The sequence below is a fragment of the Natrinema halophilum genome (assembly GCF_013402815.2).
Lineage (GTDB): Archaea > Halobacteriota > Halobacteria > Halobacteriales > Natrialbaceae > Natrinema > Natrinema halophilum.
On the sequence record NZ_CP058601.1, the window covers coordinates 2,752,318 to 2,765,782 of the forward strand.

Here is a 13,465-nt window from a genome sequence, read left to right on the forward strand (position 1 = left end):
ATGCGGGGCCGCAGCATCAGCCGAGGACCGTAACCGGACGCGACGTCCGTTCGACGACGGTCCCCGCGATCCCGCGGCCGAGAAACCGCCTGAGGAAACCGTCCGAGCCGGTACCGGAGCCGATCATCACGACGTGATCGATCCCTTCGTTGGCCGCGTATCGAGGAACGACGGTTCCCGGCCGTCCTTCGACCGTCTCGATCCGAACCCGATCCGTCGCCGCGGAATCGGCGGCCGATTCGAGCAATTCGGTCGCGCTGGCCCGGGCCTCCGCGGTCCGTTCCTCGTGTCGCTCGAGGACGCCGCCCTCGCTGAGCGGCGCATCCAACGGCGTCACGACGGCCAGCAGGACGATTTCGGCATCGGGAAATGTCTCGAGGGCGTAGGCGAGCGCCTCGTCGGCTCGCGGACGGCCGAGCTCCGGAACCAGGACGCGGTCGGGAGCGAAGTCGGTCATGGGATGCCCTTCGGCGGCCGTCGTCATCGATCTATCGCCGCTCGGTTCGAAGACGGTCGGGCGAGCGGTCGGCGACCGCACGGGGCTCGAAAGACGATAGTTTAAACCGCGGGACGCGCCAACGGCGGGTAATGAACGTCGAGGAGCTGTCGAGGCTCCCAGCCGGTGCCGTCGACCACTTCCGGCGCGAGGGAATCGAGGAGCTGTACCCGCCACAGGCCGAGGCGGTCGAGGCCGGGGCGACGGACAGTGAGAGTCTCGTCGCGGCCGTCCCCACTGCGAGCGGGAAGACGATGATCGCCGCGCTGTCGATGCTGTCGGCGATCGAACGCGGCGGGAAAGCGCTGTACATCGTCCCCCTGCGAGCCCTCGCCAGCGAGAAGAAAGCGGAGTTCGAGGCCTACGAGGAGTTCGGCGTCACGGTCGGCGTGACGACGGGCAACTACGAGAGTACCAGCGACTGGCTCGCGACCAAAGACATCATCGTCGCCACCAGCGAGAAGGTCGATTCGCTCGTGCGAAACGGCGCGGACTGGCTCTCCGATCTCACCTGCGTCGTCAGCGACGAAGTCCACCTCATCGACGACCGGAACCGAGGGCCGACGCTGGAGGTGACGCTCGCGAAACTCCGCCAGCTAACGCCCCAGTTGCAGGTCGTCGCGCTCTCGGCGACGGTCGGCAACGCCGACGAGATCGCCGACTGGCTCGACGCCGCGCTCGTCGAAACCGACTGGCGACCGATCGACCTGCGGATGGGGGTCCACTACGGCAACGCCCTGAACTTCGACGACGGATCGACGCGCGAGGTGGCGGTCGACGGGTCGGAAAAACAGGAAGCCGCACTCGTCCGCGACATCCTCGAGGAAGGCGGTTCGTCGCTCGTCTTCGTCAACTCCCGACGGAACGCCGAAGCCGCCGCGAAACGGCTGGGGAAGGTCACGAGTTCCGAGTTGGCAGCCGAGGAGCAAGCAGCGCTGGCCGAACTGGCCGACGACATCCGGGACGACAGCGATACCGAGACCAGTGCGGATCTGGCCGACTGCGTCGAGCACGGCTCGGCTTTCCACCACGCCGGTCTCTCGAATACCCAGCGGAGCCTCGTCGAGGACGCCTTCCGCGACCGGCTCCTGAAAGTAATCTCTGCGACGCCGACCCTCGCAGCGGGGGTGAACACGCCCGCGCGCCGCGTGGTCGTCCGCGACTGGCGGCGCTTCGACCCGAGCGCCGGCGGGATGGCCCCGCTGGACGTTCTCGAGGTTCACCAGATGATGGGGCGGGCCGGTCGACCCGGGCTCGACCCCTACGGCGAGGCCGTCCTGCTCGCGAAAAGCCACGACGAAAGCGAGGAACTGTTCGACAGATACGTCTGGGCCGATCCGGAGCCGGTTCGGTCGAAGCTCGCGGCCGAACCCGCACTGCGGACGCACGTGCTTGCGACCATCGCCTCCGGCTTCGCTCGCACACGAGACGGGCTCCTCGAGTTCCTCGAAGCGACGCTGTACGCCAGTCAGTCGACCGAAGCCGGCCGACTCGAGACGGTGACAGACACGGTTCTGCAGTACCTCGAGTCCAACGATTTCATCGAGCGCGACGGCGGTGACGGATCGGCCGAGGCCGACGACGGGGCGTTTACCTCCGCAGCGGCTCTCGCCGAGAGCGGTGGCAGAGACGAGTCACTCGAGGCGACGAGCCTCGGCCACACCGTCTCGCGGCTCTACCTCGATCCGATGAGCGCAGCCGAAATCGTACACGGGTTAGAGCGAGCGGACGACCGTCCGACGGCGCTCGGACTCTACCAGCTCGTCTCGCGGACGCCGGACATGTACGAGCTCTATTTACGCTCCGGTGAGGACGAGAAATTCGGCGAACTGTACTACGAGCGCGAGGCAGAACTTCTGGGCGATGCGCCAAGCGAGTTCGAGGAGGACCGCTTCGAGGACTGGCTGTCAGCGCTCAAGACCGGCAAGCTCCTAGAAGACTGGGCCGAGGAAACGGACGAAGCCAGACTGACGGATCGATACAAGATCGGCCCGGGCGACCTGCGCGGAAAGGTCGACACGGCCGAGTGGCTACTCGGCGCGGCCGAGTCGCTGGCCGCCGAGATCGACAGCGACTGGACAGTGGCGGTCAGGGAGGCTCGCGCCCGCGTCGAACACGGCGTCGGCGAAGAACTCCTCGAGCTCGTCTCGGTCGGCGACGTGGGGCGCAAGCGCGCCCGTAGTCTCTACGAGCGCGGCATCGAGACGCCGTCCGATCTTCGGACCGCGGACAAAGGTGTCGTCCTCGACGCCCTCAAAGGCGAGAAGACGGCCGAAACCATCCTCGAGAACGCCGGACGCGAAGACCCGTCGATGGACGGCATCGAACCGAAATCGGCGGGGTCGTCGACCGGGACTGCAACAGCCGCCTCGAGCGACGGAAATCGCAACGACGAATCGATGGAGTCGGAAGCGACGGATGGAGACGCGGACGACGGACAATCGAGCCTGGGTGATTTCTAGTGCGGCTACTCGAATGTCGATTCGCGATCGACGACCTCGACTCGTTCGTGGCCACCATCGGCGGGATCGGCGACCGCCACGGCGTGACGGTCCAGGCCTTCGACGCGCGCTACGTCGCCGATCGTCGCCATCTCGAGCGGGCCACCGAACTTGCCGACCGTGCCATCGAGCGCAGCGAGAACATCGCCCGGGATCGCGCCGTCGAGATCCTGTTGTACGCCGCCGGTCGCCGGCAAATCGACCAGGCGCTCGAGATGGGCGTACGCGTTGGCGACATTCGAGCGGTCGTCCTCGTCGATGGAGATACCGACGAGGACGAGGAAAGTGCTCTCGAGGCGATCGAGGCACTGGACGCGTGCGTCGAGCGAGAAGCGACGCTGGAGCCCGAAGATACGGAGACGCTGTGTGGCTTCTTCCACATCACCGATTCCGAGCGGGCGGCCACCGACGCGCCGTTGTCGGCGCTGGTTCGCGAGCGGGTCGCGCTGCTCGAGGTCGAGAAGTAGTCGCCCCGATCGTCCATCCGTCGACCCGAGACGCCAAGCGCGAGCCGCGGACCCATCGACCGCGCGGACCCACGGTCAGTCGTTGGCGGTCCCCTCGAGGCGACCCTCCCTCGCCTCTCGAAGCCCGTCACAGATCCCTCCCTGGCTCGACATGGAGACCGTCGCGAGCCGCCCTCTCCGGTGGACGAGGTCGAATGTCTCGGCGTCGATCGGGTCGCCCTCCGGCGTTCGAAACAGGACGTCGGCCGGGTTCGCCACGAGTTCCGTCTCGCGGGCCTTCTCGAGATAGCGCGCCAGAGGGGCCGCCGGAACGACGACAGCGAAGGCGCGATCGCGAACGGAGACGGCGACGGTCTCGGAGGCGTCGCCGTCGGATTCGAACTGTCGGTCTGGCACCAGCTCGTCTTCCTCGAGGTCGCGGAGGCGAAAATCGACGATCGCATCCGCATCGAGACCGGCGTCGAGGAGCGTTTCGACCGCGTCGTACTGTCGAGCGACGCGAGCCGTGTCGTCGAGTTCCGAACGGACCGCGTCGACGTCGCCGTCGGCGTCCGGAAACGCCGCCGCGAACGTGAGCCGCTCGTTCACGCCACGGTTGATCTCCGTCTCGTGCATGTGATCGTGGAGCGCGATGCGGGCCGTCTCGACCGTCGGCAGGGACTCGACTTCGTCGCGGGCGTCGACGGCCATCATCCAGGCGAACGCAGGTGAGCACCAGGCCGTCGGGAGCGTGAGGTGGACGGTGACGTGTCCACCATCGATCTCGATCGCGTCAATGTACTCGAGTGCGACGATCGAGCGGTCGAGTTCCGGATCGGTGACCCGGTCCAGGCGGTCGCGGACGGCCGCTCGAGTCGGGCCGTCGGAAGTCCGTGCGCTCATCAGTCGTCCGCCGGTGCGGGCTCTTCGCTCGCGTAGTGGTCTTCGAGATCGAACTGCAGGCTGATTTCGTCCTCCCGGAACGCCCGCCGTTTTTCCTCGATGTCGATATCGTAGAGGTCGGCGGCGTTCTCGCCCATCACCTTTCTCTTGGTCTCGAGGTCCCATTCGACGCCGTACTCAATGCGGTCTTCCTGCGTGAGTTCGGCTTCGACGACCTCCTCGACGAGCCAGTCGGGGTTCCAGAGGGCGTAGTCCGAGCCGAAGAGGATGCGGTCCTCGCCGAGCCACCAGAGGAGTTCGGACATGATCTCGGAGAACTTGCCCGGCCGGTTCTGAGCGAACGGTGCGGCGACAGCCAACCCCCCGTAGACGTTGTTCTCCTGGGCGGCGATCCAGCAGAAGTCGTCGAGGCGAGGCAATCCGACGTGCTCGACGACGAAGTTGAGCTCCGGGAACGACGAAGCCGCGTCGTCGATATCGGCGACGTCGAACGCGTCGCGGTTCAGCGGTCGAATCGTCGGCCCCTTGTGCGCGTGGATGTTCTCGATGCCGAGTTCGGAACACTTCTCGAGGAACTCGAAGGCCTCTTCATCGTCGAGTCGCCAGCCCTTCGAGTCGCCGCGCCACTCGGCGGTGTAGAGTTTGACGCCGGGTATCCGGTACTCGTCGTGGAGTTCCTCGAGGTACTCGAGGCCCTCGTCACCGTCACGCGGATCGAAGGTACCGTTGAGGACGAATCGCTCGGGATGTTCGGTCGCGAGTTCGGCGTTCTGCTCGGTGGTATTGAACCCCTCCGTGTAGAAGTCGGTGAGGTACGTCGGCTGAAAGATCGCCATGTCCGCGGCGGCGTTGCCGAACAGGTCCTCGACCATCCGGTCGGCACCGTACCTGCGATACTCGTCGATGCTCCACTGCCGTTCCTCCGGCGTGAACGTCGTATGATAATCGTAAAAACACTGAATGAACTCCTCCCCACCCTGGTGTTTGATGTTCTCTTCCGTGGCGTCCCACAGGTGGACGTGCCCGTCGATTACGAATATCTCCTCTCCGTTGTACTGATACATCCCACATTGTGTATTGTTATCATAGATCATTACTCTTTTTCAGACACATCCGAATTTCCCGCTTGAATTAGTTTCCAGCACCAATATTGGCGTTTACAGATTATGTGTAAATATAAATACATTCGCACACGGCGATGGTCGTGGGGAATATTATCACGATTGGGGGCGAACTGTAACGTACCATGCAAGCAGCCAGACTCCACGAGTACACCGACGAGATGGACGAGGCGCTCTCGATCGACGAAGTTGACCGGCCGAACCTCGATCGATCCGATCAGGTACTGGTCGAGGTCGAAGGCGCAGGGTGGTGTCAAACCGATAACCACATCATCGAGGGGATGTGGACCGACTACGCACCGCAAGATCTGCCGATGACGCTGGGCCACGAGAATGCGGGTATCGTCGCCGAGACCGGCGACGAGGTGTCGCTGGTCGAGGAAGGCGATCCAGTGATCTGCCACCCCGTACAGACCTGCGGTATCTGTCGGCCCTGTCGGCTCGGCGAGGACATGTACTGCGAGAACAGCGCGTTCAATGGACTCACCACCGACGGTGGCTTCGCCGAATACCTCCAGACCAACGAGCGCGCGGTGATCCCCCTGCCCGACGGCGTCGACCCGACCGATATCGCGCCCCACGCCGACGCGGGAATCACGGCCTACCACGCCGTGAAGAAAGCGGTCGACGAACTGAATCCCGGAGATACGTGCGTCGTCATCGGCGTCGGCGGACTCGGCCACATCGGCCTGCAGTGTCTCGAGGCGATGAGCGCCGCAGAGATCGTCGCCGTCGACATCAAGGACGAAGCGCTCGAGTTGGCTGAAGACCTGGGCGCTCGACACACCGTCAACTCCGCGGAAGAGGACCTCGCCGACGTCATCACGGACCTGACTGATGACGAGGGTGCTCAGCAGGTCGTCGACTTCGTCGGCGGCGACGAGACGACCGGGACGGCGCCCGAGATCGTCGCCGCCGGCGGTGATCACCACGTCGTCGGCTACGGCGGCCACATCCACGAACCCAGCCAGGCGCTGGTCAACGGCGAGTTCTCGTTCCGCGGAACGCTCGTCGGCAAGTACGCGGAACTACAGGAACTCGTCGCGCTCGTCGACCGCGGCGACGTCGAACTCCGAACGGAGCGCCACGAGCTCGATGACATCAACACGGTCGCGGAGCGCCTCGAGCACAACGAAATCGAGGGTCGTGCGGTCGTTCTCCCGCCCTGACCGCCGCAAGCAGGTCGGTAGATGGGAACAGCGGGGCCGGGGGCACGGGTGGTCACGGTCAGCTCCCACGGGCACAGGCGGTCGGAATCAGCACTATCCTCTTGTGTACGCCTACAGTACGACCGGCATGGCCACCCTCGAGGAACCCCTCGAAATCGGCGACGTGACGGTCCCCAATCGGCTCTATCGCGCGCCGCTGCTCGAGTGTGCGGGCAACGGCCCCGACGCGGTCGAGACGCTGATCGAGGATCTCGAGCCCGCTGCGGAATCGGGCGTCGGACTCATCTGCCAGGGGGCGACGATCGTTCGTGGCGACGGCGGATGCGCCGCACCGGGGATGACCCGCGTCCACGACCCCGAATTCGTCGCCCGACTCTCGCGGCTGACCGACCGAATCCACGATCACGGGAGCCGGATTTTCATCCAGCTCGAACACGGCGGTCTCCGGAGCATGGAAACGTGGCACGCCGAGTACCGGAGCGAACACCCGGACCTGGAGCAACTCGCCGTGTCCGACCCGCCGTGGCAGCTGCGATTGCTCGATCGAATCGGGTTTCTCGAGTACGATCCGCACGTCCTCACGACCGCGGAGGTGTACGAGCTAGCGACCGATTTCGGCCGTGCGGCGGCTCGAGCCGTCGGCGCGGGCTACGACGGCGTTCACCTCGCCGGGGCCAACATGGGGATCGTCCAGCAGTTCCTGTCGCCGTTTTACAACCGGCGAGACGACGAGTTCGGTGGGTCGCCCGAAGCGCGCCTCGAGTTCCTCGCGGTCGTTCACGACGAGATTCGAGATCGGGCGGGCGAGGTCCCGCTGATGACCAAGGTCCCGGCAGAAACGCCGGCACCGCCCGCGCCCGTGGTTCGACGGAAGCTCTCGCTCGAGGACGGCGTCGAAATCGCCCGTCGACTCGAGCGGATCGGCTACGACGCGGTGGTTCCCGTCCAGACGTCGGTCGTCTGGGACATGAGCATCGTCCGCGGAGAGTATCCCGACCACGCCTGGGACAACGAGGCGCTGCACGAGGAGTACGACGCCGCGTTCGGCGGCTCGACTCGCAGACGACTCGTCGCCCTGGCGAACCGGGTCCAGTCGCTCCAGTACGATTTCGAGCCGGCGTGGAACGAGGATTTCTGTCGGCGGGTTCGCGAACGACTGTCGATCCCGGTCCTCGCCGAAGGTGGGATCCGCGGGCGGGAAGAAATGGATCGGCTGCTCGGCTCGAGCGGCGAGCCCGAGGCCAGCACCGTGAGCGGCGCGACCGACGACGGACCTGCCTGCGACATGGTCGGCATGGCCCGGCCGTTCTACGCCGAGCCGCGACTTGGTGCGCGATTGCTCGAGAGTGAGTCGACGGGCGACGATCCGCGCGTTATCTGCGAGAGCTGCAATAACTGTACGGTCCCACAGGTGACGGGTGCGCCGGGAATCTGCCGGACCCCCGACGTGCTCCGAAAACGGCGCGAACTCGAACACGCAGGCGCCTACGACCGAACCGAGCCGTAGAAACGCAGGCCGTGATAGTGGCGGGCGTCAGTTCTGTGCCGACGTGAGAGTGCCACTCGTCAACTCCTCGAGCGTTCCCTCGACCGTATAGTCGGGTGCTTCGACTCTGAACCGGGAGTCGGTCGACCCGGCGTAGTGGAGTTGCATGGTGTAGGTGCCGTCGTCTGTAATCGGGGCTGCTTCGAGACGTTCAGCGTCGATTTGCTCGAGCCTGACCATCTTGCCCACGTAGGCGGGGTCGGACTGGCCTTTGATCTCGTACGTAGCACGATCCGACGAAACTTCCGAGCCTTCGAGAGGATAGTCGCGGTCGATCCAGGCACCGAAACCTTCGTTGATTGCGTACACTTCTTCGTAGCCGTTGTTTATCAGCGCAGCGGCACGGAGCCCGGAAAGATGGTGGGGACAGCCGCAGTAGGTCACTATTCGATCGCTTTTGGACCAGTCAGCAACCGGATCGTCGTCTGGTGTGTAAGGCGGTGCAGTGCTTAGTACCGCACCGGCGATATGGGACTTCTCGTACTGTGATGATCCGCGAGCATCGGCGACTCTGGCTTCCTGTCGTTGGTACCAGTAAAAGACGTCGTCGATTGGTGCAAGCGGAACATCGACACCGTCGAATTTCTGTGTCTTATATGCACCAGTGTCGATCGATCGCTTTTCGGGAACCGTCTCTGGTTTCGGGCCGTAGCCATCTAAATCATTGCCGTTAGAATTTCCGCCAAGACAACCGGCAACCCCGCCGAGTACACCCGTCCCGGTGATAGCGAGGAACGTCCGTCGGTTCATACTTTGAGTGTAATGACGACGGAAAGATATGGTTTCTGGTGACTCGTTTCCCACCGACCACCCCCTCGTTTCAACTGGAAATCAGGAGGCTGTAGGGGGAATCGGCTCGAGTCGAAATCGCAGAGAAGTAGTCCATGCTGGATTCGAACCAGCGTCGAAGCCCCCAGAAGGCTTCAGGATTGGCCACTACCCTAATGGACTTGTCATGAATCGCCGGCTTCTACCACCGACGGTATACCAATCAGTAGACGACGTTTGTATTAGAGTGTTACGAACTCGAGTGCGAATCGGGTTCTCTCGAGGCCCTGAAGTCTGTCGCCCTGTTGCGGTATATATCAGCGCATCAATTCCACACGGTGTACCTTTCGGTGGCAGTTTGCACAAAGTACCCGGCATCGTTCGATTTCGGTTTGAATGCGATCTTTCGCCTGAGCGTTCGAAAGCAGTTCCGCCACGGTTGGTTCTTTTGTATCACTATGGTAATAGAAACCCAGACAGGCAGGGTCGGATTCTGCACACGTGTCGCACCCCTCAGCACGTTTGTGATCGAAGACCCATCGTCTGCGTTTCCGGTTCGGTTGCGTCGAATGATGCTTCCGATGGCAGTTTGCGCACAACACCTCACATTTTGCCATCTCATCACGAAATGCTTCCTTCCTGTAGCCAATCACGAAGTGCTTCCTTCCCGTAGCCAAAGGTGACCATTCATCCGACGGCCATTTTCTTCGCCGATTCGTCGACGTGATGGAAATCTAAACACGCGAGAGCATCGACACCACACTGTGAACAACCCTGTTGTTGCATTCGTTCGTTTACCCAAGACCGGAGACGAGATCGGCGGAGCAACGTCCGTTCTGTATTGTGATCGACATTTCGATACTGCCACCGCTGATCGACCGAAAGCTCGTCCGACGACGTTTCCGGGGGGAATTCAATGTCGTCCGGTTTCGGAGCAACTCGTGGCCCCCTCGAATACGAGGTCTCCAGTCCAACCATCTCTTTTGCATCGTTCCACCCTCCACAGGCACGGAGTATCGTCCCCGAAACAGGCGTCAACTCTAGCTCCTCGTACTGCGCTTTCGTCGGCGATTCGCCAAGTCGCTCGGCGGCCTCGAGTAAGGCCTCGAGACACTCGTCTTCGGTAGCCACACCGCCGTTCGCATCGCTATCACAGATAAACGCACGGGCGGACCCGGCGACCCCGAACCCGAACCGACATCCATTTTCCCCTCTCCCGCGCAGGGTCGAGTATGTACGTCGGACGATTCGTCGTCGTCGGCCCAGCAGTCGGGGCGTACCGCGTATCCTCGCGATCGTTCCCGAACCGAGAGATCACCGCTCGAGACGAGGCGCTCACCGTGGGTCCCACGGCCGACGCGCCGGCAACGGACAACCCGTACGTCTCGTACAACTGCCTGCGGGTGGTCGAGACACCGACGGGCGAGACGGCCGCGTTCGGCAACGGCTCGCACGTCGATCCGATCGCGGAGAAACTCGAACTGGGCTATCCCGCCCGCGACGCGCTGGCTGAAAGTCTGCTGGCGCTGGATTACGAGAAGGACGACTACGATACGCCCCGAATCGCGGCGACGATCGGCGGCGACGGCGAGGCCCTGATCGGCACGGTTCGGAAAGACGCGTTGCTCGTCGAGACGGTCGACGAACCGACACTGGTCGCGACCTACGAGAAGAACGCCCCCGAACCGATCGACTTCGGCGCCGACGACGCCGAAGCAGCCGCGAGCGAAGCGTACGATCTCGAGTTCGAGCACGCCGTCTGTGCGGCCGGCGTCGCCCGCACTGACGACGCGTTCGAAACGGCCATCGAGAACGGAGACTGATAGACGCGGCGTTCGGTTCGACCGCGAGCCAGGCCAGTCCGCGCGAGTAGACGGTTCGATTCCGGCGGGGGAGTACTGGCTATGCAGGGAACCGCATATCGGGCCGTTCTCTGCGGTCTGCGAGGATGGTGGTGCTGATTTCCGCCTCTGAACGATGGCCTGGCACCGATTTGGAGGACCCGAACCCGTTGCTCGACCGACGGGGTGTTCTCGAGTTACTCCGGCTTCGACACGAGGTACAGAAACGCCGTGAGACTGAACAGTGTTTCCCCGTTCCGATCCCGTTCACGGAGGTCCTCACCCCACGCCTGTGGCGTTTCCGTGTCGAACTCGTCGTGTTCCGTGGCGTACGAACGGAGTATCCCTCGCATGTATCCCGCGAACGTGTCCTCGAGTTCGGTTTCGACGATCGTAAACGGCGCGACCCGATCGACGGAGAGACCGGCGCTCCGAAGCGGCGAGCGAAGGTCGGAGCCTAGATGCGGTCGCGGACAGTGATCCGCCCATGCGTCGGCGACGCGCCTCGAGCGCTCTCTATCCGCGGCGTTCCAGACGAGAGAATCCCAGTCGGTCGCGTAGACGGCGGCTCGACCGCCGGGTCGGAGGACCCGCTCGAGTTCCGACAGTGCGGCGTCGAGATCCTCGATGTACTCGAAGACTTGGACCGACGTCGCGGCGTCGAATGCTCCGTCCTCGACCGGCAATTCGGTGGCCAGTCCGTGTTGTACGGTCACGTTCTCGTGGTCCTCGCATCGCTTCTTCGCGAGGTGTATCATCGGTTCGCTCGCATCGATCGCGTCAACCCGTCCGTCTGACGTGACTGCATCGGCCAGTTCGACCGGTTCGAACCCGGGTCCACACCCGATCGAGAGGACCCGCTCACCCGGCTGGGGTTCGAGAGTCGTTCTGACGAATCTGCGGCGACGTTCGGCTGCATCCGTCTGGTAGAGCGATTCGACGCCCGCTGCTTCTTTCGAATCGAATTCCGTTTTCGTTCCCATATCCGTGACTCAGTAACCTCGTCAATTACGGCATTGTCGGGGAGGATCGAATACCTATCGGGAACTCCGTATTCGACCGTGCGAATCAGTAACCGTCGACGTCACCACGTCGGTTCGCATCCGACGCAGCAGTTGTCAGGCAACTCGGCGTCGCCGCCTGCCTTACAGCGCACAGGCCGACCAGTCAGGTGGCCACCCCGATACCGGCCGCGGATAACCTACAAATCCCTCCCGGCTGTTATGCTCCAGCATGAGGGTCGGACTCATTTCGGACGTCCACGGCAATCGGGTCGCCCTCGAGGCCGTCCTCGAGGACATGCCCCCGGTCGACGAATTGTGCTGTGCGGGCGACGTGGTCGGATACAACCCCTGGCCGGCCGACTGCGTCGACGCACACCGGGAGCGGGACGTGCCAACGGTGATGGGGAATCACGACGCCGCGGTCGTCGAGGGGACCGCCTTCCGGTTCAACGGCATGGCTCGTGCGGGCGTCGAACACGCAAAAAAGCGACTTTCGGCGGATCAGCTCGAGTGGCTGGCTTCGTTGCCGGACGAACGACTCGAATGCGACGGACGGGTGAAACTCGTCCACGGCCACCCGGACGATCCCGAACGATACACGCGATACACGTACCCGAGGGAATTCTCGCCGCGAATGCTCGGCGACGAGGACGTGCTGGTGCTCGGTCACACCCACGTGCAAGGGGTCGAGCAGTTCGCCGAAGGGATCGTCGTCAACCCCGGCAGCGTCGGCCAGCCTCGCGATGGCGATCCGCGAGCGGGCTACGCCGTCGTGGATCTCGATGCGCTGACGGTCGAAACGAGCCGCGTCGAGTACGACCTCGAAGCGGTTCAGGCGGCCGTTGCGGAGACCGGGCTCCCCGACCGAATCGGGACGCGGTTGGCTCGCGGCAAGTGACCGGTCGGCAGCTAAGGAACGCGTCGATGAGATCGGAACGAATCGCTTTACACTCACCCACCGCTACGTGTGACCATGGTATCCACCGGTCAGACCGCGTGTTTCGACAGGAATCGACCTCGTCGCACCGCTAGCCGGTGTTGTCGATCCCCGGCACTTGCGTGGACGCGAGGAGAACCGTGGACGCGAGGAGAACCGTGGACGCGAGGAGAACCGCGCGTCGAGACCGGGTCCGCGGGGACGGCAGGCGAGGTCGATGTTTAGGCGTCTCCGCGAGGACGTCCGAGCGATGCGCAAGCGGGATCCGGCCGCGAAGGGGTGGCTCGAGGTGCTTTGCTGTTATCCGGGCCTACACGCGGTCTGGGCTCACCGCCTCGCCCACCGCTGCTGGAACGGCGGCGGGGCCGGGCGACCGTTCGCGCGGCTATGCTCTCACATCGTTCGTCTGCTGACGGGGGTAGAGATCCATCCGGCCGCCGAAATCGGGCGGCGAGTGACGATCGATCACGGGATGGGCGTCGTCATCGGCGAAACGGCCGAGATCGGCGACGACGTCCATATGTACCACGGCGTCACGCTCGGCGGCGACACGAACGAACCGATAAAACGTCATCCGACGGTCGAAGACGGCGTACAGATCGGTGCCAACGCGACGCTGCTTGGTGACATCACGATCGGCGAACGGGCGGCTGTCGGCGCCGGGTCGGTCGTTACCCGAGACGTCGAATCCGGTGTGACCGTCGCCGGAAGTCCGGCGGAACGCGTCGATTGA

Annotated in this window: 13 protein-coding genes and 1 tRNA gene; 7 read left to right on the forward strand and 7 right to left on the reverse strand. The window is 63.8% G+C overall.

The genetic code is table 11. The annotated features are described in order from the left end of the window. Nucleotides 1-16: 16 nt before the first annotated feature. A complete protein-coding gene (locus HYG82_RS34035) occupies nucleotides 17-457 on the reverse strand; it encodes a universal stress protein (protein ID WP_179261572.1) in 441 nt (146 codons plus the stop codon). Between the two features lie 131 nt (nucleotides 458-588). Between HYG82_RS34035 and HYG82_RS34040 the strand changes: the two genes are divergently transcribed. Continuing rightward, complete coding sequence (locus HYG82_RS34040) at nucleotides 589-2,958, forward strand: ATP-dependent DNA helicase (protein WP_179261574.1); 2,370 nt, start codon at nucleotides 589-591, stop codon at nucleotides 2,956-2,958. Beyond that, complete coding sequence (cgi121, locus tag HYG82_RS34045; RefSeq protein ID WP_179261576.1) at nucleotides 2,958-3,464, forward strand: KEOPS complex subunit Cgi121; 507 nt, start codon at nucleotides 2,958-2,960, stop codon at nucleotides 3,462-3,464. Before HYG82_RS34040 ends, cgi121 begins: the two co-directional genes overlap by 1 nt. 75 nt (nucleotides 3,465-3,539) lie before the next feature. On the opposite strand, the gene HYG82_RS34050 is transcribed toward cgi121, so the two are convergent. Both HYG82_RS34050 and HYG82_RS34055 read right to left on the reverse strand, forming a co-directional pair. Then, nucleotides 3,540-4,346, reverse strand: coding sequence for an iron-sulfur cluster assembly protein (locus HYG82_RS34050; protein WP_179261578.1), 807 nt, complete (start codon nucleotides 4,344-4,346; stop codon nucleotides 3,540-3,542). Next, nucleotides 4,346-5,410 (reverse strand): amidohydrolase family protein, encoded by a 1,065-nt coding sequence (locus tag HYG82_RS34055; protein WP_179264509.1) that lies wholly within the window; start codon nucleotides 5,408-5,410, stop codon nucleotides 4,346-4,348. Before HYG82_RS34055 ends, HYG82_RS34050 begins: the two co-directional genes overlap by 1 nt. Nucleotides 5,411-5,592: 182 nt before the next feature. Between HYG82_RS34055 and HYG82_RS34060 the strand changes: the two genes are divergently transcribed. Both HYG82_RS34060 and HYG82_RS34065 read left to right on the forward strand, forming a co-directional pair. After that, nucleotides 5,593-6,636, forward strand: a complete 1,044-nt coding sequence (locus HYG82_RS34060) for an NAD(P)-dependent alcohol dehydrogenase (RefSeq protein WP_179261580.1) — start codon at nucleotides 5,593-5,595, stop codon at nucleotides 6,634-6,636. Nucleotides 6,637-6,763: 127 nt separating this feature from the next. Next, complete coding sequence (locus tag HYG82_RS34065; protein WP_179261582.1) at nucleotides 6,764-8,143, forward strand: oxidoreductase; 1,380 nt, start codon at nucleotides 6,764-6,766, stop codon at nucleotides 8,141-8,143. A 27-nt stretch (nucleotides 8,144-8,170) separates the two neighbouring features. On the opposite strand, the gene HYG82_RS34070 is transcribed toward HYG82_RS34065, so the two are convergent. The 3 genes from HYG82_RS34070 to HYG82_RS44490 all read right to left on the reverse strand — a co-directional run bounded on the left by HYG82_RS34070 (nucleotide 8,171) and on the right by HYG82_RS44490 (nucleotide 10,081). Next, the gene (locus HYG82_RS34070) at nucleotides 8,171-8,932 is read right to left on the reverse strand and encodes a rhodanese-like domain-containing protein (protein WP_179261584.1); all 762 of its coding nucleotides are present in this window, start codon (nucleotides 8,930-8,932) and stop codon (nucleotides 8,171-8,173) included. A 128-nt stretch (nucleotides 8,933-9,060) separates the two neighbouring features. After that, a tRNA-Gln gene (locus HYG82_RS34075) sits at nucleotides 9,061-9,133 on the reverse strand. A 504-nt stretch (nucleotides 9,134-9,637) separates the two neighbouring features. Beyond that, nucleotides 9,638-10,081 (reverse strand): homing endonuclease associated repeat-containing protein, encoded by a 444-nt coding sequence (locus HYG82_RS44490; RefSeq protein WP_343233056.1) that lies wholly within the window; start codon nucleotides 10,079-10,081, stop codon nucleotides 9,638-9,640. Nucleotides 10,082-10,182: 101 nt separating this feature from the next. On the opposite strand from HYG82_RS44490, the gene HYG82_RS34085 reads away from it, so the two are divergent. Further along, complete coding sequence (locus tag HYG82_RS34085) at nucleotides 10,183-10,773, forward strand: IMP cyclohydrolase (protein WP_179261586.1); 591 nt, start codon at nucleotides 10,183-10,185, stop codon at nucleotides 10,771-10,773. Between the two features lie 215 nt (nucleotides 10,774-10,988). Here HYG82_RS34085 and HYG82_RS34090 read toward each other — a convergent pair whose 3' ends face one another. Next, entirely contained in the window at nucleotides 10,989-11,774 is a 786-nt protein-coding gene (locus HYG82_RS34090; protein WP_179261588.1) for a methyltransferase domain-containing protein, read from the reverse strand. A gap of 250 nt (nucleotides 11,775-12,024) precedes the next feature. Here HYG82_RS34090 and HYG82_RS34095 point away from each other — a divergent pair, with 250 nt between their 5' ends. Both HYG82_RS34095 and cysE read left to right on the forward strand, forming a co-directional pair. Further along, complete coding sequence (locus HYG82_RS34095; RefSeq protein WP_179261589.1) at nucleotides 12,025-12,693, forward strand: metallophosphoesterase family protein; 669 nt, start codon at nucleotides 12,025-12,027, stop codon at nucleotides 12,691-12,693. Nucleotides 12,694-12,949: 256 nt separating this feature from the next. Further along, nucleotides 12,950-13,465 (forward strand): serine O-acetyltransferase, encoded by a 516-nt coding sequence (gene cysE / locus HYG82_RS34100; RefSeq protein WP_179261591.1) that lies wholly within the window; start codon nucleotides 12,950-12,952, stop codon nucleotides 13,463-13,465.

Coding starts and splice junctions, on each gene's coding strand:
- HYG82_RS34050 (WP_179261578.1), bottom strand. CDS start 4,346: ATGAGCGCACGGACTTCCGACGGCCCGACTCGAGCGGCCGTCCGCGAC.
- HYG82_RS34095 (WP_179261589.1), top strand. CDS start 12,025: ATGAGGGTCGGACTCATTTCGGACGTCCACGGCAATCGGGTCGCCCTC.
- cysE (WP_179261591.1), top strand. CDS start 12,950: ATGTTTAGGCGTCTCCGCGAGGACGTCCGAGCGATGCGCAAGCGGGAT.
- HYG82_RS34040 (WP_179261574.1), top strand. CDS start 589: ATGAACGTCGAGGAGCTGTCGAGGCTCCCAGCCGGTGCCGTCGACCAC.
- HYG82_RS34065 (WP_179261582.1), top strand. CDS start 6,764: ATGGCCACCCTCGAGGAACCCCTCGAAATCGGCGACGTGACGGTCCCC.
- HYG82_RS34035 (WP_179261572.1), bottom strand. CDS start 457: ATGACCGACTTCGCTCCCGACCGCGTCCTGGTTCCGGAGCTCGGCCGT.
- HYG82_RS34055 (WP_179264509.1), bottom strand. CDS start 5,410: ATGTATCAGTACAACGGAGAGGAGATATTCGTAATCGACGGGCACGTC.
- HYG82_RS34090 (WP_179261588.1), bottom strand. CDS start 11,774: ATGGGAACGAAAACGGAATTCGATTCGAAAGAAGCAGCGGGCGTCGAA.
- HYG82_RS34060 (WP_179261580.1), top strand. CDS start 5,593: ATGCAAGCAGCCAGACTCCACGAGTACACCGACGAGATGGACGAGGCG.
- HYG82_RS34085 (WP_179261586.1), top strand. CDS start 10,183: ATGTACGTCGGACGATTCGTCGTCGTCGGCCCAGCAGTCGGGGCGTAC.
- HYG82_RS34070 (WP_179261584.1), bottom strand. CDS start 8,932: ATGAACCGACGGACGTTCCTCGCTATCACCGGGACGGGTGTACTCGGC.